The sequence below is a fragment of the Lichenihabitans sp. PAMC28606 genome, assembly GCF_020616535.1.
Taxonomy (GTDB): domain Bacteria; phylum Pseudomonadota; class Alphaproteobacteria; order Rhizobiales; family Beijerinckiaceae; genus Lichenihabitans; species Lichenihabitans psoromatis.
Genome location: NZ_CP085136.1, coordinates 1,875,361 through 1,895,201 on the forward strand (window position 1 = coordinate 1,875,361; position 19,841 = coordinate 1,895,201).

Annotated in this window: 17 protein-coding genes, 1 tRNA gene, 2 pseudogenes and 1 riboswitch; of the genes and pseudogenes, 10 read left to right on the forward strand and 10 right to left on the reverse strand. The window is 61.9% G+C overall.

Going from position 1 to position 19,841, the window contains the following annotated elements; genetic code table 11:
* Positions 1–32: 32 nt before the first annotated feature.
* A complete protein-coding gene (locus LGH83_RS08880) occupies positions 33–2,384 on the reverse strand; it encodes a heavy metal translocating P-type ATPase (RefSeq protein ID WP_227401473.1) in 2,352 nt (783 codons plus the stop codon).
* Between the two features lie 142 nt (positions 2,385–2,526).
* On the opposite strand from LGH83_RS08880, the pseudogene LGH83_RS08885 reads away from it, so the two are divergent.
* The 6 genes and pseudogenes from LGH83_RS08885 to LGH83_RS08910 form a co-directional block, all read left to right on the forward strand.
* Positions 2,527–2,676 (forward strand): annotated as a pseudogene (locus LGH83_RS08885) (MerR family DNA-binding transcriptional regulator); the annotation flags it as partial.
* A gap of 79 nt (positions 2,677–2,755) precedes the next feature.
* A pseudogene (locus tag LGH83_RS08890) lies at positions 2,756–2,896 on the forward strand (IS6 family transposase); the annotation flags it as partial.
* A gap of 533 nt (positions 2,897–3,429) precedes the next feature.
* Entirely contained in the window at positions 3,430–4,158 is a 729-nt protein-coding gene (locus LGH83_RS08895) for a helix-turn-helix transcriptional regulator (protein WP_227401474.1), read from the forward strand.
* Between the two features lie 382 nt (positions 4,159–4,540).
* On the forward strand, positions 4,541–5,587 hold the full coding sequence (locus LGH83_RS08900) for an NAD(P)-dependent alcohol dehydrogenase (protein ID WP_227401475.1): 1,047 nt from the start codon (positions 4,541–4,543) through the stop codon (positions 5,585–5,587).
* Between the two features lie 95 nt (positions 5,588–5,682).
* A complete protein-coding gene (locus LGH83_RS08905) occupies positions 5,683–6,990 on the forward strand; it encodes an ABC transporter substrate-binding protein (RefSeq protein WP_227401476.1) in 1,308 nt (435 codons plus the stop codon).
* A gap of 387 nt (positions 6,991–7,377) precedes the next feature.
* The gene (locus LGH83_RS08910; protein WP_227401477.1) at positions 7,378–8,130 is read left to right on the forward strand and encodes an IS6 family transposase; all 753 of its coding nucleotides are present in this window, start codon (positions 7,378–7,380) and stop codon (positions 8,128–8,130) included.
* A 388-nt stretch (positions 8,131–8,518) separates the two neighbouring features.
* Here LGH83_RS08910 and LGH83_RS08915 read toward each other — a convergent pair whose 3' ends face one another.
* Positions 8,519–8,956: a hypothetical protein gene (locus LGH83_RS08915; RefSeq protein WP_227401478.1), complete on the reverse strand. Its 438-nt coding sequence runs from the start codon at positions 8,954–8,956 to the stop codon at positions 8,519–8,521.
* Complete coding sequence (locus LGH83_RS08920; RefSeq protein WP_227401479.1) at positions 8,953–9,588, reverse strand: hypothetical protein; 636 nt, start codon at positions 9,586–9,588, stop codon at positions 8,953–8,955. Before LGH83_RS08920 ends, LGH83_RS08915 begins: the two co-directional genes overlap by 4 nt.
* A 784-nt stretch (positions 9,589–10,372) precedes the next feature.
* Here LGH83_RS08920 and LGH83_RS08925 point away from each other — a divergent pair.
* Complete coding sequence (locus LGH83_RS08925; protein WP_227401480.1) at positions 10,373–10,876, forward strand: hypothetical protein; 504 nt, start codon at positions 10,373–10,375, stop codon at positions 10,874–10,876.
* 40 nt (positions 10,877–10,916) lie between these two features.
* On the opposite strand, the gene LGH83_RS08930 is transcribed toward LGH83_RS08925, so the two are convergent.
* From LGH83_RS08930 to LGH83_RS08950, 5 genes are all read right to left on the reverse strand, one after another.
* On the reverse strand, positions 10,917–11,219 hold the full coding sequence (locus LGH83_RS08930; protein WP_227401481.1) for a hypothetical protein: 303 nt from the start codon (positions 11,217–11,219) through the stop codon (positions 10,917–10,919).
* 64 nt (positions 11,220–11,283) lie between these two features.
* On the reverse strand, positions 11,284–12,105 hold the full coding sequence (locus LGH83_RS08935; protein ID WP_227401482.1) for a hypothetical protein: 822 nt from the start codon (positions 12,103–12,105) through the stop codon (positions 11,284–11,286).
* On the reverse strand, positions 12,098–12,352 hold the full coding sequence (locus LGH83_RS08940) for a helix-turn-helix transcriptional regulator (protein ID WP_227401483.1): 255 nt from the start codon (positions 12,350–12,352) through the stop codon (positions 12,098–12,100). The genes LGH83_RS08935 and LGH83_RS08940 overlap by 8 nt, the downstream gene beginning before the upstream one ends.
* A 71-nt stretch (positions 12,353–12,423) precedes the next feature.
* The gene (locus tag LGH83_RS08945) at positions 12,424–13,050 is read right to left on the reverse strand and encodes a hypothetical protein (RefSeq protein ID WP_227401484.1); all 627 of its coding nucleotides are present in this window, start codon (positions 13,048–13,050) and stop codon (positions 12,424–12,426) included.
* Between the two features lie 508 nt (positions 13,051–13,558).
* Positions 13,559–13,634, reverse strand: a tRNA-Glu gene (locus LGH83_RS08950).
* A gap of 232 nt (positions 13,635–13,866) precedes the next feature.
* Positions 13,867–13,970: riboswitch (glycine riboswitch) on the forward strand.
* Between the two features lie 179 nt (positions 13,971–14,149).
* Between LGH83_RS08950 and LGH83_RS08955 the strand changes: the two genes are divergently transcribed.
* Entirely contained in the window at positions 14,150–15,415 is a 1,266-nt protein-coding gene (locus LGH83_RS08955) for a D-amino acid dehydrogenase (RefSeq protein WP_227401485.1), read from the forward strand.
* 10 nt (positions 15,416–15,425) lie between these two features.
* Here the strand turns inward: LGH83_RS08955 and LGH83_RS08960 are convergent, their stop codons facing one another.
* Both LGH83_RS08960 and LGH83_RS08965 read right to left on the reverse strand, forming a co-directional pair.
* Entirely contained in the window at positions 15,426–16,163 is a 738-nt protein-coding gene (locus LGH83_RS08960) for a DUF72 domain-containing protein (protein WP_227401486.1), read from the reverse strand.
* A gap of 66 nt (positions 16,164–16,229) precedes the next feature.
* Positions 16,230–17,654 carry a hypothetical protein gene (locus tag LGH83_RS08965; protein WP_227401487.1) on the reverse strand — a complete coding sequence of 475 codons (1,425 nt, stop codon included), beginning with the start codon at positions 17,652–17,654 and terminating at the stop codon, positions 16,230–16,232.
* A gap of 134 nt (positions 17,655–17,788) precedes the next feature.
* Between LGH83_RS08965 and LGH83_RS08970 the strand changes: the two genes are divergently transcribed.
* The gene (locus LGH83_RS08970) at positions 17,789–18,916 is read left to right on the forward strand and encodes an S-(hydroxymethyl)glutathione dehydrogenase/class III alcohol dehydrogenase (protein ID WP_227401488.1); all 1,128 of its coding nucleotides are present in this window, start codon (positions 17,789–17,791) and stop codon (positions 18,914–18,916) included.
* Positions 18,916–19,746, forward strand: coding sequence for an S-formylglutathione hydrolase (fghA, locus tag LGH83_RS08975; protein ID WP_227401489.1), 831 nt, complete (start codon positions 18,916–18,918; stop codon positions 19,744–19,746). Before LGH83_RS08970 ends, fghA begins: the two co-directional genes overlap by 1 nt.
* Positions 19,747–19,841 lie beyond the last annotated feature (95 nt).

The following is a 19,841-nucleotide window of genomic DNA, read 5'->3' on the forward strand; positions in this document are numbered from 1 at the left end:
GTTAGCACGGAGCAGCATGGCGTCCAACGATGTCAATCCAGCTGGGCGGATTTGAGGCGCAGCGCATTGCCGATCACGCTGACCGACGAAAGCGCCATGGCGGCTGCGGCGATCACCGGCGATAGCAGGATGCCGAAGAACGGGTACAGCACGCCGGCGGCAATCGGAATCCCTGCAGCGTTATAAACGAAGGCGAAAAACAGGTTCTGGCGGATATTGCTCATCACGGCACGCGACAGCGCGCGCGCCCGGACAATGCCGACGAGATCGCCCTTCAGCAGCGTGATGCCGGCGCTCTCCATTGCCACATCGGTTCCGGTTCCCATGGCGATCCCGACGTCGGCCGCGGCCAGGGCCGGCGCGTCGTTGACGCCGTCGCCGGCCATCGCGACCACCTTGCCCTGCCCCATGTAGCGGGCGACCACGGCGCTCTTTTGATCCGGCAGGATTTCGGCCTCGACCTTGTCGATCTCAAGCTTGTGGGCGACCGCGTCCGCGGTAACCCGGTTGTCGCCGGTCAGCATCACAATCGCGATGCCCTGCCGCCGCAGAGCGGCAAGCGCCGCCGGCGTCGATGCCTTCACCGGATCGGCTAGGGCGAACACCCCGGCCACTACCCCATCGACGGCGATGAAAGTCGCCGTGGCACCTTCCTGCCGCAGCTGGTCGGCCACAGGCCCAAGCGGCGATGCGTCGATTCCCTGCTCCTGCAGGAACGTACCGCTGCCGAGCACCACCTTACGGCCGTCCACCGTGCCTACGGCACCCTTGCCGGCAGGCGCGTCGAAACCCTCGACCGCGCCAGTTGTCAGGCCTTTCGCCTCCGCGGCCTTGACGACAGCCCGCGCCAGCGGATGCTCGCTCGCGCGCTCCACACTGGCAGCCAGGCGAAGCACGTCGTCTTTCGTGAAGCCGTGCGCGGTCCGGATCGCGGTCACTGCCGGCCTGCCTTCCGTCAGCGTGCCGGTCTTGTCGATCAGCAGCGTGTCGATCCTCTCCAGGCGTTCGAGCGCCTCCGCACTCTTGATCAGCACACCGCCCTGAGCGCCCCTTCCCACGCCGACCATGATCGACATCGGGGTCGCGAGACCAAGCGCGCATGGGCAGGCAATGATCAGCACGGCCACCCCGGACAGCAGCGCATACGAAAAACGGGGTTCAGGTCCCCACACCATCCAGATTGAAAAGGCCAGCACGGCAATCGCCAGCACCGCCGGCACAAACCAGCCGGCCACGGTATCCGCGAGGCGCTGAATCGGCGCGCGCGAGCGTTGCGCATCCGCTACCAGCTGAACTATCTGCGCCAGCATTGTCTCACGGCCGACGCGCTCCGCCCGGATCATCAGGCTGCCGCTCTGGTTCAGGGTGCCGGCGATGACCTTCGCGTCCGGCTCTTTCGTGACTGGCATGGATTCGCCCGTCACCAGAGATTCGTCGACCGCCGAACGTCCTTCCGTGACAACGCCATCGACGGGGACCTTTTCGCCGGGACGTATCCTGAGCATGTCGCCCACCCGAACACTGTCGAGCACCACGTCCTCTTCCTGCCCGCCAGCCCGCACCAGACGGGCCGACCGGGGCGCCAAGTCCAGCAGCGCGCGGATCGCGCCGCTCGTACCTGCGCGTGCCCGCAGTTCGAGTATTTGGCCCAGCAGCACCAGCACCGTGATAACGGCAGCCGGCTCAAAATAGCCCGGCACCGCGCCGTCGTGGCCGCGCAGACCGGAAGGGAACAGTCCGGGCGCCAGCGTCGCCACGATACTGTAAAGCCAGGCGACGCCCGTGCCGATCGCGATCAGCGTGAACATGTTCAGGTGACGATTAATCACCGACTGCCAGCCGCGCAAGAAGAACGGCGCTCCCGCCCAGAGCACCACGGGCGAAGCCAGCACCAGCTGAATCCAGTTGGAATTTTGCTCGCCCAGCCGCTCGGTGATGCCGAACATATGACCGCCCATTTCGAGCACAAAGACGGGCACCGTCAGGGCGAGGCCAATCCAGAACCGGCGCGTGAACTCGATCAATTCGTGGTTCGGGCCGGCTTCGGCAGTCACCACGGCCGGTTCGAGCGCCATGCCGCAGATCGGGCATGAACCCGGTCCCTGCTGGCGTATCTCGGGATGCATCGGGCATGTGTAGATCGCGCCCGCGGGCACGGGCTCTTCAACGGCCTTTTTCCCAGCATCGAGATAGCGGGCCGAATCGGCCACGAACTTCGTCCGGCAGCCGGCGGAGCAGAAATAGTACGGATGACCGTCATGCTCGGCGCGATGCTTGGCCGTATGAGGGTCCACCGTCATGCCGCAGACAGGGTCCCTGACATCGGCGATCGTCGCCGGCCCGGCATCGTGCGCGTGGCCGCCGCAACAATCATGCTTCGCCATGTCCGGCTCAGCAGGGCTCGCCTTGTTACCGCAACAGCCGCCACTATTCGTACTCTGGTTCTCCATCGAAATCGCCTTTCGCTATTCTTGTTGTGCTCCTTCCCATAGTGGTAAGGTCAAGGGATTTCGGGAGAGAGGGTCTATGCAGATCGGGCAGGCCGCAGCGACGTCAGGCGTATCGGCCAAGATGATCCGGCACTACGAGGTGATCGGGCTCGTTCCCTCAGCGGACCGGCAGCCGAGCAATTACCGTGACTACGACGACGATGATGTGCACCGGCTTAAGTTCATCGGGCCTGTCGCAAACTTCCGGCGCTAACCTTTCGTTAGCCATGTAGACCGAGTTTGCCGCCTCCCGCCCGGAGGCATCCATGATCCTGCCCGCCATCGCCGCCAAGCTGAAGAGCCGGTCGAAGGACGATTTCAAGGGCCGCCACTTCGAGGCGGGGCTGATCGTCCAGGCGGTGTTGTGGTACCTGCGCTACCCGTTGAGCTATCGCAACATCGAGGAACCGGGGTCGTCCAGACCCAACCTGCAACCTACTCGGGAGTTTGCGACAAGCCCCTATTATTGCGATCGCAAACAGCATCCCCGCTCGGCAAAAGAGTTCACCTGGAGCAGCATCGATCGCACAGCGGTGGTCGACGGGTTTCACTTCATCGAGATGATTGCGCCGCGGCCATTGCTCATGATCGTCGGCACGGAGGCCACAAGCAAGTGGATGGGCGAGTACAGTTAATGGACGCTCCTCGGCTTACCCCGCAAACCTTCACCTGCTACATAATCTACGGGCCGTGACCGAGGTCCATCATCGCTCTGCGCTCAGAAGCCGGGCATTCGGCACCGAACACGGTATCATGCACGATCGCTGAACTGAAACGAACCGCAAGGAACCAATCGTTGATGTCCGTCCCGGTCTTCGAGCAGGTCATCACCGACGAGAGCGAAACGTTTCTTTGGCGGTGCGACGACTATCCCTGGATCAGGAACGTATGGAACGTTCACCCGGAATATGAAATCCACCTGATTCGGAATGCGGAAGGCGTGGCCCTGATCGGCGACTACATCGGCCACTTCGAACCGGGTTATCTCACAGTCGTCGGCGGGGGGCTGCCGCATGATTGGGTGACTGCGACCGGGCCCGGCGAGGTGATCGACAAGCGCGATATCGTGCTGCAGTTCGACCCGCAGCGCATCCGGCGTGCCGCGGCGTCGATCCCGGAATTTGCGCGCCTCGAACCCTTCATGACGCGGGCGCTTAGGGGCTTGTCCTTCCTAGGCGAAACACGAGAGGCCGCGGCCGGTCTTCTCGAACAGATGGGCGCAGCCGCGGGGCTCGAACGCGTGTCGTTGTTTCTGCGCCTGCTGCACGTTCTGGCGACGTCGAGCGAATTCGAGATCCTTTCCTCGGAAAGCTTCGCCCCGGACCTCGATCCACCGACGCTGGACAAGATCCAGCGCGCCCTGATTTACGTCTTGGAGAATTTCCATAAAGACATCAAGCTCTCCGAGATCGCTGGCTTGTCGGGCATGCGGCAGAGCAGGTTCTCCCGCTTCTTCAAGAAGAACAGCGGCAACAGTTTCATCGGCCACGTCACCAAACTACGCATCGGGCGCGCCTGCAAGCTTCTGTCGGACACGGATATTCCGGTCACCGACATCTGCTTCCAGGTCGGCTATTTCAACATCTCCAATTTCAACCGGGTGTTTCGCGCCCAGCGCGGCATGACGCCGTCCGCCTACCGCCGCCTTGCACGCCGCCGCATGGGCTGATGGAGCCGACGAGCAGCGCGCATCGGTGATCGCATTTGCGAGCGGCCGCCGCCCGCGAGTGGGGATCGGGTCGAGCGGAAAAAAAGTACAGGTCGGCAGCATGGCGCGCGCTAGATCCGACATGGCAGAGATCGGATGCTGTCGCTGTCCTTGCCGCTGCCAAGACGGCTGGCCGAACGACAATGAAAGAGAAGGCCCATCGAAATGGACCTGCTGGAGGAGACTGCCGAGGGTCGCCGGTCCATGCCGGCCTTTCCCGAACGATTGCCCTAACGACGTGCGTCGACCCTTCCGACGGGGACGATCCACCTAAGACACTCGCACGCCATCATCGTAGGCGTGGCGACAGCCATCAGCCAAGATACAGAGGTCGAGGCCAATCATGCAGGCACTTGTATTGGAGCGGAAGGGCGAAATCCGCCTTCGTGACATCGATCTGCAACTCGTCGTGGGGCCGCGCGACGTCAAGGTCGCCATCCATACGGTCGGCGTCTGCGGCAGTGACGTGCACTATTACACGCATGGCGCCATCGGAGCCTATGTCGTCAACGAGCCGATGGTGCTCGGCCATGAAGCGGCCGGCACGATTGTAGAGGTCGGATCGCAGGTGACCGGCCTTGCGGTCGGCGACCGGGTCTGCATGGAGCCGGGCGTTCCAGACCTCAGCTCCCGCGCCTCGAAACTTGGTTTCTACAACGTCGATCCAACCGTCCGTTTCTGGGCGACACCGCCGATCCACGGCGTGCTCGCGCCCTTCGCGGTCCACCCGGCGGCCTTCACTTTCAAGCTGCCCGACAACGTGTCCTTCGCCGAGGGCGCCATGGTCGAGCCTTTCGCCATCGGCATGCAGGCGGCGACGCGCGCCCGGATCGTGCCCGGCGATGTCGCCGCCGTGATCGGTGCGGGGCCCATCGGCATCATGATCGCGCTCGCCGCGCTCGCGGGCGGTTGTTCGAAGGTGCTGATCGCGGATCTGAGCCGGGACAAGCTCGTCATCGCGGCGAGCTATCCCGGAATAACGCCGGTGCACGTGCGCACCGAGACGCTGGCCGAGGCCGTGGCGCACGAAACCGAAGAATGGGGTGCCGACATCGTCTTCGAGGCCAGCGGCAGCCCCCGAGCCTTCGACGATCTCGTGCGCTGCTTGCGGCCGGGCGGCGCCGCGGTTCTCGTCGGCTTGCCAGTCGAGCCGGTGCGCTTCGACGTGCCGGCCGCGGTCGCCAAGGAAATCCGCATTGAGACCGTCTTCCGCTATGCGAACGTCTTCGACCGTGCCCTGGCCCTCATCGCCTCAGGCAAGGTCGATCTCAAGCCCCTGGTGACCGCGACGCTCCCCTTCGAACGGGGGATCGAAGCCTTCGACCGGGCCGCCGAGGGGCTTCCGAGCGACGTGAAGATCCAGATCCGCGTCGCCGGACATGACGGCTGACGGCCGCGGGGGCACCGCGACAATCCCGACTCGATCAAAAGCCGGGCAAGACCAGGGTCGCTGGCAAACCACACAAGCAAACCAGGAGAGACGCAATGAAAGGCATCACCTCTATCGTCGCCGGCTTCGCGGCGGCGCTCGGCGCGGGCGCTTCGGCCCATGCCGAGGACATCACGATCGCGACCGTCAACAACGGCGACATGATCATCATGCAGAAGCTGTCCCCCAAATGGGAGCAGCAAACCGGCAACAAAATCCAGTGGGTGGTCCTCGAGGAGAACGTGCTGCGCCAGCGCGTGACCACCGACATCGCCACGAAGGGCGGCCAATACGACGTCGTCACGATCGGCGCCTACGAGACGCCGATCTGGGGAAAGGCGGGCTGGCTCGATGCGGTCGACGACTTCAAGGACTACGACTACGACGACCTCCTGCCACCCGTGAAGGCCAGCCTCTCCTATGGCGGCAAGCTTTATGCGGCGCCCTTCTACGCCGAGAGTTCCTTCACGATGTATCGCAAGGATCTCTTCGAGAAGGCTGGCCTAAAGATGCCGGAGCAGCCGACATACGAGCAATTGAGGACCTTTGCCGACAAGCTCAACGACAAGGCCGGCGGCGTCTACGGCATCTGCCTGCGCGGCAAGCCGGGCTGGGGTGAGAACATGGCCTTAGTCGGACCGATGGTGAACAGCTTCGGCGGCCAGTGGTTCAACATGACATGGAAGCCGGAACTCGACAGCCAAGCTTGGCAGAAGGCGATCAGCTACTATGTCGACCTTATGAAGGCCGATGGCCCTCCCGGCGCGACCGCGAACGGCTTTAACGAAAACCAGGCGCTGTTCTCGACCGGCAAATGCGCGATCTGGATCGATGCGACTTCGGCCGCCGGCCGGATCTACGATCCTAAGCAGAGCCAAGTGGCCGACAAGATCGCCTTCGCCAAGGCACCGGTGGCGGTGACGCCGAACGGGTCGAGCTGGATGTGGGCCTGGGCGCTGGCGATTCCGACCTCGTCTAAGAAGGAGGCCGTCGCTAAGGATTTCATGCGCTGGGCGACTTCCAAGGATTACGTGAAGCTCGTCGGCGAGTCGGAGGGCTGGGTGGCGGCCCCTCCCGGCACCCGCAAGTCGACCTATGACAGTCCCGACTACCAAAAGGCGGCCCCCTTCGCCTCGACGGTGCTGAACGCGATTCTGTCCGCCGATCCGACCCATCCCACCAAGGATCCGGTCCCCTATACCGGCATCCAGTTCGTGGCGATCCCCGAGTTCCAGGGGCTCGGCACGACGGTCGGACAGAATATCGCGGGTGCCCTGGCCGGGCAGGACAGCGTCCAGGACGCGCTGAAGAAGTCCGAAACGACCGCGACGGCGACCATGACCAAGGCCGGCTACCTCAAGTAGCCGTCCCTCATGACGGCAGGACCCTTGGCTGGGTCCTGCCGCTTCACTTTCCTGATGCGCCGGCTGGAGAACGTGCGTGCCGAGTTCAGCCTCACGGCCCTGGCCTACAATATCAGACGGGCCATCACCCTCGTCGGCGTCCCGAGTCTTCGGGCAGCGGTGAGAGCCTGAACGGCATCTTTGCGATGCAGATCAGGCTTTAGAACACGCCAGGACCGCCCTCCAGCGGCAGCGGGAGGCTCCTACGCCGATCCAGTTCCCGCTCAAGGAAACCCGTTACCCGAGCCCGTCGCTTCACGCGTTTTCACGGGCCTGTCGCAAATTTTCCTGCGTTGACGGTTCCTTAGCCACGCCGGCCGAATTTACGCCTCCCGTTGGGAGGTTGCCATGATCTTATCCGCCATCGCCGCCAAGCTGAAGCGCCGCTCGAAGGACGACTTCAAGGGCCGCCACTTCGAGGCAGGTATGATCGTCCAGGCAGTTTCCTGGTACCTGCGCTTTCCGCTGAGCTATCGCGACATCGAGGAGATGCTGCTCGAACGCGGCCTTGAGGTCGACCACAGCACGGTGAATCGCTGGGTGCTGGCCTACGCGCCGCTGATCGAGCGCCGGTTGCGCCCGTTCCGCAAGCCGCATTGCGGGTCACTCCGCGTCGATGAGACCTACGTCAAGGTCCGGGGCGAGTGGCGCTACCTGTATCGGGCCGTCGACAAGCAAGGCGAGGCGGTCGACTTCCTGCTGACCGCCAGGCGCGATCTTGACGCCGCCAAGCGGTTCTTCCGCAAGGCGCTGCAGGACCAACCTCTGCTGTCGCCCGACCGGATCGGCACGGATGGGGCGGGCATCTACCCGCCTGCTCTCGTGGCGGCCAGGAAGGAGGGGTTGCTGTCACGCGACCCCGTCCACCACGTCACAAAGCACCTTCAGCAAGGGATAGAGAGCGACCACTTCCGAGTGAAGAAGAACATGCCGAAGATTGGCGGCTTCCAAAGCTTCAACACGGCGCGGCGCTCCATTCAGGGGTTCGAGGCCATGCTGTGGCTGCGCAAGGGCTTCGGCTTTGCGGAGGCCTGGACCGTGATCGAGCAGAACCGGCTGCTCGGGTTCTGCTTCGGATTTTCGGCGGTTAACAAAGCGTAAAATCGGCCGGCCTGAGCCCGATCTGCAGCCTACCCTGGAGTTTGCGACAAGCCCACCTCGCGATGCTAAGATCAACGGGTTTTCTGATGATTTTTGTAAGCTGCCCTGCCTGCCAAGGCATCCGCAAGGAAACCGTCCGTTTTCCTGGCGGCACTATGCCGAGCCGACCAGCCTGTCATCCAGCGTGGCCTCCATCTCCGCGATCCCGGGCCGGTCGCCGAACATCTCGCGTCCGTCGCACGCAATGTGATTTGCATCTCAATCAATGTGAGCCTGCCACATCGAACCATCTCACATAATGTAAGCCCGAGACCGCCCTTTATTGCAGTTCCGGGCATACATCATTGCGAGCCGCTACAGCTAGCCGTCTCACCAAGCGGCGCCTTGATCAGTGACGCTTGGAGTCGATGCGGGGGTCGTTGATTGCCTTACGGGCTTCCTGCATCGGGGTGAAAGACAATGGAAGGCGCCATCGGTCTCCATCCTTGGAAAACTGGATCTTCAATTTCATCACCGGCCACCAGCGGATTAGAAACGCGGCCTGTCCAAACCGCTTCAGATCTGGATATCCCGAAGGAGGCCAGATCGAAATGAGACCAGACGCCGTATAGGCGGCAAGATTGACTGGTGTCTGCAAAATGTTGTGGTCGCCCGACACCATTGCGACGCCGCCGTCCTGACGGAATCGGAACATCCAATCGGGGTCGGATTGCCCCTGCCCGTAGTCTTCCAGGACGGAACCGAGCTCGACCCCCTTGTCGGACTCAATGGCTCGTATCGCGGCGACAATTCGAGGAGAGATATTCTCGTCGAACTTGATCTTCACGCAGCAAGCCGCTGTTCGAACCCCACGGCTTGCGTGACCGCGGCGTCATCGGTGCCATACCATTCGGCTACAGCGCTCACGTCACCCTCTGCAAGATAAGCGGCTGCAAGCGTGCTGGTCGGGATACAGCCCGGCTCCGCAACCGGGCGGCCCAGCGCATACCGCGGATCCACGATGATGGCTGGGAACTCAGGAAATGGCCGCATGCGCACTGCCAAGTCATCGCTATAGACGACGCTGTCGAACAGCGACGGCTTGATCACGCTTGGGAACGCCCATTCTTCCGTCATGATATCGAGAAGCCGGCGTTCGCCATCATCGAGCGCCTCCTCCATCATAACGCGCTTGCCGTCCGTTCTGAATCGACGCTCAGTGGCAAATGGATGCTCAAGCCGGTGTTCCTGGCGAAGCTTGAGCGCCACCTTCCGGATTGTCTGGAGCGACAACCCGTGCTTGCGAAAACGGGCGACGAAGCGAGCCTCGACGAGGGCGAGAAACGGCGTAATCATCTGACCCGCGACGGGTTCGAAATGAGTGACAATGGCCGGCGCAAGCCGCGACGGCTCACGCGCCCGAAACCACGAGGCTACGCAGGCGCTGGTCGTCTCGGTCAGTTTCGCGGCGAACGCCACGGGTATACGCCGCCTTGCACTGCGGTCTGCCAGTCGATTTGTGATGTTCGTTTCTTCACGAGCTTAGAAGCCGCAATTTGAGGGTCTCTGTCAAATCCAACGCTCAGCGCACCGAGTCGACCTTAATGCCCTGGCAGCGTCACGGGCGACCCCTTTATTTCGGCATGATAGTGCCTTCGTGCTTCGATGCGATGCCAACATGCCGGCTCGAGACGTGCCTGTCACTCACGAACTTAGCACGCCGCGCATTCAATGTGCCGGAGCTGCGACCGTCTGTACCGTAAAGCCGGCCACGACCGCTCAAGAGCCGCAGTAGCCCATCCCAGGTCTCGCTCGCCCAATCTGATCGGCATCTGCATACCGAGGTAGATTCCTATCCTCGGCGCACACAGGAATATCGGGGTGCAACGGCTTTTCCGAAACCGGTAAACTAATTTCAACCAGCTAACATCACGGTTCGAAAGGCTGTACTGGATTGCCAGCAGCACTTAGTTCCGCCTCGCACTAACATAATGCAGAAATAAACAGCTGCATATGATCAGTCATGTGTATAATAGTGGTTTAATCAGCTTAACAATCAATACACAACAAAGACAAATTACATCGTCATTGCATACAGATTATATACAACGACCAGTACCACTATGAATACAGATTAACATATCTAATTACAGGAGAGTATACAAAATTATCACATCAACCAAAGAGAATGGAGGTGTTTATGCATACACAGCTTCAGATTAAACAGATAATTGGATCATATGGGGATTGGACAAAGGAAGAGATGAAGGAAGGCTATGAAGCTTACCTTCTCAGCTTCATGTTTCACGCACTTCACGGCTCTCATGGTGAAGTGCATGGCTCGATGGAGAAGGCTGTCGAGCAAGCATACGCCAAAGCCGTCACTCGCGTCTTTCGCTATCCCAATTCCCAGGTCAACACGCGCGACCGCATGAAGTGGCTCGTGTTTCCCGACCGGCCGGTTCCCAAACATGCCCGAAAGGCCGTCTGGGAGGTCCGCCTAAACGATGGAGTCCACATGCATGCCATCGCGCTGGTCCCGCCTTTCACCCGTCTCAAGGTCCCCTTCGATGTCCATGTCAATGCCAACCGGACTCTCTACGCCTGCCACCCCCTGATGCGGCTGCACGCCGTTTCCATCACTGACCGGCCCGAGTACGTGACCGGCTATGCTATGAAGTCACTGAAGCGCCGCACGGTCGATTTCGATGACGTGATCATCCTTCCCCGCACTGTCAGCCAAATGCCGACACGGGAGCTCGTGTGATAGAGGGGGTTGTAGCCCCCTCTTCTCGCTCGCAACCATGTCAGGAATCTGGATCATCCAGCTTCCGCCGAAATTCCTCGTCGGGGTCGTCGTCGTCAGGATCGTCAAACTCGTACTCGTCGAGAAAGGCCGTAAAAGCTGCGAAGGCCTTCTCGGATGCTAGGTACAGCGCTAAGCTGCTCAACTTATGAGAAAGAAGCCGGCCTTTCCTATGTGGCACTAGATCAAAATGTTCGGATGTCTCGCGGTTCTTGATCACGTCGATCAACTCAGCAAAGACCTCAGCACTTTCCATCGGGTACGAATACTCCATGTAGTCATCAAAACTTGTGGTTATCTTCACTTGCTGCTCCGTTCTAATGATGCGTCATCGGGGGAATCAGCCCCCGATGCGGTGTTGAATTTGCTCAGGAAGATTTCGGCCGCTGGATGAGGCGGCTAACCTTCTCGGCAACCAGGAAGGTCCAGCCTTCCGGGCGCACTTCGGTGCCATTGCAGGCCCCGAGGCTGCGGAACACGATCCGCCCCTTGGCCCCCTTGGACAGGAGTGCCTTCGCCAGCAATTTTTCGCTGATTTCGATTTCGAGTGTCACCCGCCGCTGTTTGACCGGTACTGGTTGATGGTCGTCGATGACGTGGAAGTCATCGACGACCGGCTTCGGTGCACGTTTCGGTTGTGCCCGAGGCGCCAGCTCGCGGGCTTCGCGGAGCAAGGCTTCGATCCCGTCCTGCTTGATCACCGCGAGAGCATCGTCCGTCTTGACGCCGCGCAGCATGAGACCGGACAGCGCGCGAGCGTGCTTGCTGGCGCGGGCCCGCGCGGTTTCGTTGTCGGCCTGCTCGACGACATAGGCGACTGCCTTGACCTTCGCCTTGTCCTTCGGCTTTTGACGCAAACCCTGCAGGAGCGGGTGGCGCGTAAATTCGCGCCACGCCTCGTAGTTGGCGTCCATGTAACGAGCGATGGCGATGATGCGAACCAGCACTCGAGCGAGGCGATCATGATAACCGGCCTCCGCCGCCTCGAAGGCCGCGAAGGCCGACTGCGCTTCCTCGATGGCCATGGCAGGGTTCTGCTGTGCCAGCCAGTCGACCTCGAGGATTTGGTCATCTTGGCGCTTGCGCTTCGCCGCAACCGGCTTGATCTCAGGCAGCTTCCATTTCGGCGTAACGCCATTTTGGCGCTGTTTGCGGTCCTGAGGGCGCGGGGGCTTTGTGTGCTTAAGCATAGCGCACCGCCTTGGTCAGCGCCGATTGACGCTGGTCGTCCGGCCCCGTCCACCCTTCCTCGGCGAGACGGCGAATGTCCTCAGCGCGCCAGCACGTCGTGCGCGGCCCGAGCTTGAGCGGTTGAGGGAACCGACCGGCTTTAACGCCGGCCCACCAGGTGGACCGGCTGACGGGAATTGGGCCGGCGGGGGCAATGATCTGGGCCAGACGAATCAGGCCGGTTGACTGAAAATTCTGAGGTTGCACTGGGCGCTCCGGTTCGAGGGAGCGCCTTTAATATGCGCCGGCTTCAGCGCTGTGCGGGATTTGGCTTTGCGCTAGGTGGATATCCTACTCGTGTCGTACACGTCGAACTCGTCCCCCAACGCCTCATTTGCATCTCGCAAACGATCCCGGACCGTCTCCTCACCAACTAAAACTCGGCCGTTTATAGTCGCGTCGGCCGAGATCATTTTTGCAGCAGAATTCCTCATTGTCGGATGGTAACCGTAATATCTCCGGGCTACGGCAAGAAGAATCGTCTCCAAGGACTTCCTGGTTTTGGGAGGGAGGTGCTCCTCATTTGGTGCCTCGGTCCTGGCTTTAAGTTCTAGGTAGCGCCGACGCCAATTGATCAATGACTTCCCGCCGATTACTGCTATTCTTACATTATCGGGAACCGGAAGTTTGTTCGATCTTGCCCAACGTAGGACTGACTTTGGTCTTGGGAAAGGCCGAAGTTGTCCTGCTTTTCGCACCCTGTTCATCATCAAGCAATAACGCTTGTACTCCCGAGATCCTTCGAGTTCCATCTCGCTCTCAGGGTTCAGCCCAAGAAGCAAAGCTGCTTGCTCCCGAACACTCCACCCGGGCAGCCTCGCCCAGAACGCTAAGTCTGATTCGCTGAGGCTCGACTGAGATTCCGATGAGCCTTCAGGTAGGGGGCCCTCCTGCATGTCCTCCATCTACATTCATCCTTCCGACTGCGGTACGTGGTTTACGACAATCGTTCATGAGCTAGCGCTGTTTGTCCACCCGGCGGGCATAGCCCTGCCGAAAAACTGCGCTGAACGACTTCCAAGATATGGGAGCCGTCGGACGCGACGACGCTGCCCGTTACACTCGGCCGGCCCGGTGGCCAACTGCACCTGAGCCAAGTCAATGTCAGCTTCTCTCGGCCGACACACGCGGCTGAGCAGCCTACCGGCAACTTACGCAACCTTCTATGTGATCGAAATGGCACACGGAAGATGAAAGCTGAACTTTGGTACAAACCGCTACGCGGTGTGTCACACTCGGTAAATTTTCGGATGCTGAGAAGGCATTATATCTGCAGCCTCGACGCTATCCGCTGGTCGAGTTTTGCGCAGTTGCGTCGTGAAAATGCTGCTACGTGCGGTAAGGTCCAACCCCATCCGCCAGACACAAACAGGACACTGCGCCTACGCGGAAAAGCTAATGCTTTGAAATTGTTGGTGCGCCCAAGGGGAATCGAACCCCTGTTTTCGCCGTGAGAGGGCGACGTCCTAGACCGCTAGACGATGGGCGCGGGCGCAAAGCGCAATGTCGATACAGCTCCGAAATACGTCCGCCGCGTCGATCTGTTGGTGCATAACCGGATTTCCACCGCTTCACAAGAGGCGCCCGCCACATGGGTGTGGAGCATCATGCGCGAGCCGGTTGCCGCCTCGGCGGGCGCGACTTGCCTATCATTCATGCCGAATGCCTCACCTATCAGGTTGCGGAAAATGGCGAACCATGAGAGTCTAACAGCGTCATCAAACAAAGATGCGGGAGAGATCGCGTCCAGTTCGACAGAACAGGACGCGGCGCCGACGGAGCAACCACCCCGGAAACTCTCAGGCAAACGGACCGCATCCGAGGACAATCTGGAGAGAGGCGCTTGACTGCGTCCGCCGAAGGGGAAGCTCGATGGTTCTGCCCGGCTGACGTCGGACAAGCGCCGCGGGTAAACTCTCAGGTACCCGTGACAGATGGGGATCGCGAAAGCTGGCCGCTCGACGGCTGGCTTCTGGTCCACCTGTATACGGAAGTTGTCCTCTCATGCGCCACATCGCCGTCATCGGAGCCGGGGTCACCGGCATCACCACCGCCTATGCGCTGCTCGAACGCGGCTATGCGGTCACGGTCTTCGACCGTCAACGTTACGCCGCGATGGATACGTCTTTCGCCAACGGCGGACAGCTCTCGGCCAGCAATGCCGAAGTCTGGAACGGTTGGTCCACCATCCTGAAGGGGATGAAGTGGATGATGACCCGGTCGGCGCCCCTGCTCGTCAACCCCAAGCCGAGCTGGCACAAACTGTCCTGGATGGCCGAATTCATCGCCGCCATCCCGCATTACGAGCGCAACACGATCGAGACGACGCGGCTCGCGATCCTGGCGCGCGACCACCTCTTCGCCATGGCAAAACGCGAGCATATCGACTTCGATGCGGTCTCACGCGGCATCCTGCACATCTATCGCGACAAGGCCGGGTTCGACCATGCCGACAAGGTCAACGGCCTGTTGCGCCAGGGTGGTCTCGAGCGACGGGCCGTCTCGCCCGATGAAATTCGCAGCATCGAGCCGACGATCCACGGCCGCTATTTCGGCGGCTTCTACACGGCCAGCGACACCACCGGCGACATCCATAAATTCACGACCGGGTTGGCCAAAGCCTGCGTCCGCCGGGGCGCCCGGATCGTCTATGATGCCGACGTCGATCGCGTTGCGGCCGACGCCTCGGGCGTCACGATCCAATGGAGCCCCGCCTCGGCGATCGGCGTCGAGCCGAAGGTCATCGAAACCATGCAGGCCGATGGGGTCGTGATCTGCGCCGGCGTCGGCAGCCGGGCGATCGCCGCGAGCCTCGGCGACCGGGTCAACATTTATCCCGTCAAAGGCTATTCGATCACGGTGCAACTCGATGACGAGGTGAGCCGCCGCGCCGCGCCGACCGTCAGCCTGCTCGACGATGCCACCAAGATCGTGACGAGTCGCCTCGGCGACAATCGATTCCGGGTTGCCGGAACCGCCGAGTTCAACGGCTACAACCGCGATATCCGCGCCGACCGGATCAAGCCGCTGGTGGATTGGACGCGCCAGTTGTTTCCCGCCATCGATACCGAGAAGGTCGTTCCTTGGGCCGGTCTGCGCCCGATGCTGCCCGACATGCTGCCCCGCGTCGGTGCGGGCCGAAGGCCGGGGGTGTTCTACAACACCGGGCATGGGCACCTTGGCTGGACCCTGTCGGCTGCCACCGCGCAGATCGTCGCCGAGACGATCGCGGCCCAGATGCCGGTCGAAGGGCTGCTGGCCGCCGCTTGACGCGGCTCGCCTACTTAACGCGCTCGATCAGCCCCATGGCGGCGGCGGGCGCGCGGTGCTTGGCACCCGAAATCACATAGGCGAAGACGTCTCGCGTTTTGGCAAACGTCTTCAGTCGCTTGGCCCAAGCGTCGAGCGCCTCGGGTTCATAGCCGGCGGGCTGCTCGTCGACAGTCCCCTGCAGGCGCAGATAGACGAAATCAGCCGTGATATCCTCGCGCGGCGCGACACCCTCCTTGTCGAGGATCACGCGGGCAATCCCACGTTCAGAGAGTAGCCGAGCGACCGCTTCGGTGCCGAAACTCTCGTGCTGCGCTTCCAGCGCATGGCGAAATTTGACGCCGTCTCGCTCGGCCGGCAGCAGATCGAGAAAGCGCGGCAACGCGTCGGCATCGAATTTTCGGCCACCCGGCAACTGCCACAAGATCGCGCCGAGCTTGTCGCCAAGTTCCGTCACACCCGAGCCGAGGAAATGCTCGATCGCGGGGGCGGCCTCGGCCGGGTCCTTGCGGATAGCGGCGGCGCGATTGGCCTTGATCGAGAACACGAAACCATCGGGCGTGCCGTCGCGCCACGACCGGAAGGTCTCGGGTGTCTGCGTCCGATAGAAGGTGCCGTTCACCTCGATCGAGGTCAGATGCGCGGATGCGAAGCCGAGTTCCTCCGCTTTCTTCAGCCCCTTCGGGTAGAATAATCCGCGCCAAGGCGCGAAATCCCAACCACCGATCCCGATCCGCACGTCATGCATTCCGTTCGCCTCGCGCCTTGTCACCTATCCTAACGCCGCGAGGGCGCGCAGCGAAACACGCGACCGTCACGGTTTATCGAGCAGCGCGACATAGAGATCGTCGACCATCAGGTCGGCATGTCCATCGACCAGCAATTCGATCGTGGCCGGCGTGTCGCCCTCCGGACCGCCGCGCCAGGGGATGTCGAAGTTAAGGCTAGTCCATGCCCCCGTGACGGTGACGGCATGTTCGATCCGCTGCGGCGGCTGGCCGTCGGGGTGGAGCGTCAGCACGAGTTTGGCCAAGATAGGCGCACCGCCCTGGCTTTCGACCGACGCGCCCCAATGCAGCCCCGTCGCGGCATGGCCCGGCGGCACGACGATCTCCTGCCTGACGCCAGCCCCGGAGCAATCGACGCAATCGATCCGGAGGGCCGCATTGCCGGTGCGCGGATCGCGAGCGACATCGAGGCGCTGCCCCCCGCCCTCCGCACGCCACCCTTTACGGCCATCCGCGATCGTTCCGTTCGTCACAAGATTGCGGTTGAACACATCGCCCGGCGCCGCATCATTGACGAGCGGATAGAACGGCTTGTCCGCGGTGGCGACGTAATAGGTCGAATCCCGGCAATCGAGCCGGAGATAGGCTTTGCCGAAGAAGGTGGCCTGATTGTCGCCGTTGCACATCGTCAGCGGCGATGGGGTACAAAGGTCGGCTACAGGCTTGCCTGCCTTGGCGGCGCGCTTTTGGCACCCGGCCGGGGTTTCCCACGCCTCCCATCGCGAGAAGCCATATTCGCGAGTGAAGTAAAACTTCTCCATACTGTCATTGTCGTGAGCGGGATTTTCGGGGTCGCCATAGGCGAAATGTTCGGACGTGATCGTGTCGAGCACCTTGCCGCTGGTGTAGTGGATCGGCTCCAGCGGCCGCTCCCAGCTCGTGAAATCCGGCGCGATGAACAGCAACTTCATGCGCGGACACGCGGTCGACGGACCCGGCGTGATCTTCAGGGTGGAGCGCGCCTCGCCGCGCTGCCCGCGCTCGAGGCCAGGCGGAAACATGATCCAGCCGTCGGTTCGCTCGCAATTGACGTTGCGCCAGAAAATCTGGTCGCCGCCGCCCGGATCGCTGGTGCGGATGCCCGAAATATAATCCGGCCCGACATTCAGGAGATCGTAGCCGCTGCGGATGCCGAGATCGCCATACGAGCCGCTCGTGTCGTTGCCGCCGAACACCTTCTCGGCCATGGCCCGATATTCGCCATCGAGGCCGCGCACGGGATAGGAATAAAGCGCCTGCCAATTGCCGGCATCGACCCGGCGATACGGGATGGCTTCGCCGACGCGGAGCTTGCGGCGTTTGCCGCAATGAGCCGGATCGCCGGTCACGGCCCGGTCGGCCCCATCGACGCAAACCTGCTGGACGATGAAGTCATCCGGCTGATCGGCCCAGGCCGGCGCGCCAACCGGCAGCAGCATCGATATCGCGACCCAAGCCCATGTCCACGCCATGCAGTGAGTGTCCTTCGCGTTCGGCCGATCGTGTTTGCTCGCCCTCTATACGCCAACCGGTCATTTCAGGTAATTCGATGGTTCGCGGGCTCATGCCCGGCCGTTTCGTTCGTCCCCTATCGGAGATTACGACCATGCAGACTCGTGCCGCCGTCGCCTGGGGCGCCAATCAGCCGCTCACCATCGAAACGGTCCACCTCGAAGGACCGAAGGCCGGCGAGGTGCTGATCGAAAACAAAGCGACCGGCATCTGCCATACCGATGCCTACACGCTCTCGGGTCTCGATTCGGAAGGGCTGTTCCCGGTGATCCTCGGCCACGAAGGTGCCGGCATCGTGCGCGAGATCGGCGCGGGCGTGACGTCGGTGAAGGTCGGCGACCACGTGATTCCGCTCTACACGCCGGAATGTCGCAATTGCAAAACCTGCCTCAGCCAGCGATCGAACCTTTGCACCGCGATCCGCTCCACCCAGGGCAAGGGTGTGATGCCGGACGGGAGCAGCCGGTTCTCCTGCGAGCCGACGGGCGGCGGCACGACCCCGTTGTTCCACTATATGGGTTGCTCGACCTTCTCGAACTTCACGGTGCTGCCCGATATCGCGGTCGCCAAAGTCCGCCAGGACGCTCCCTTCGACAAGATCTGCTACATCGGCTGCGGCGTCACGACCGGCATCGGCGCGGTCGTCTACACCGGTAAGGTCTGGCCGGGCGCCAATGTCGTGGTGTTCGGGCTCGGCGGCATCGGGCTCAACGTTATCCAGGGCGCCCGCATGGTCGGGGCCGACAAGATCATCGGGGTCGACATCAACCCGGCCAAGGTCGAGATCGCCAAGAAATTCGGCATGACGCATTTCATCAATCCGAACGAGGTGGGGACCGACAAGGTCGTGGCCGCGCTCGTCGATGCGACGGATGGCGGCGCGGACTTCACCTTCGATTGCACCGGCAACGTCAATGTCATGCGGCAGGCGCTCGAATCCTGCCACCGGGGTTGGGGCACCTCCATCGTGATCGGCGTCGCGCCGTCCGGCGCCGAGATCGCGACCCGTCCGTTCCAGCTCGTTACTGGCCGCAACTGGCGCGGCTCGGCCTTCGGCGGCGCGCGGGGCCGAACGGACGTCCCGAAGATCGTCGATTGGTACATGGAGGGGAAGATCAATATCGACGATCTGATCACCCATACGATGCCGCTCGAGGAGATCAACACGGCCTTCGACCTGATGCATGAAGGCAAGTCGATCCGCTCGGTCGTGGTGTTCTGATGGACACGGTCTCGATCGCGAAGGCGCATGGTGGTCAGCAGGGCGTCTATAAACATGCGGCGACATCGACCGCCTGTCCGATGACCGTCTCGGTCTTCGTTCCGCCCCAGGCGGCGCATGGGCCGGTGCCGGTGTTGTGGTTTCTCTCCGGTCTGACCTGCACGCAGGCCAACGTGACCGACAAGGGGGAGTATCGGGCGGCGGCGGCCCGGCATGGTGTCATCGTCGTGGCGCCCGATACGAGCCCGCGGGGGACCGATGTTCCGGACGAGCCGGACAATTGGCAATTCGGCTGTGGGGCCGGGTTCTACCTCAATGCGACGCAGCCGCCTTACGCGACCAATTATCGGATGTATTCCTATGTGACGGAGGAGTTGCCGGCCCTGATCGCCGCCAATTTCCCCGCCGACATGGACCGGCAGGGCATCTTCGGGCATTCGATGGGTGGTCATGGCGCGCTCACGATCGCGCTGCGCAACCCGGAGCGCTACAAGAGCTGTTCAGCCTTCGCGCCGATCGTGCAGCCCTCGACGTCGTTCTGGTCGCGCCCGGCGCTGGAGAAATATCTTGGACCGGACGAGGCGGCGTGGCGGACATATGACGCCACCTTGCTGCTGGCCGATGGACACCGCTTTCGTGAGCTTCTGGTCGATCAGGGCGACGCCGACCCTTATCTCGACAATGGTCTCAAGCCCTGGCTGCTGAACGACGCCTGTACGGCCGCCGGTGTGCCGCTGACCCTGCAGATGCGCGAAGGCTACGACCATTCCTTCGCGTTTATCTCGACCTTCATGGCCGAGCATATCGCCTGGCACGCGGCACGCCTCTGAGACCGCGGCATGATTCCATGCTCAAGTTAGGGCTAGGCGCGCTCTCTTCGCTGCGTCACAACTATCGAGACCGATAGAAACCTGGCGCGTGCTGT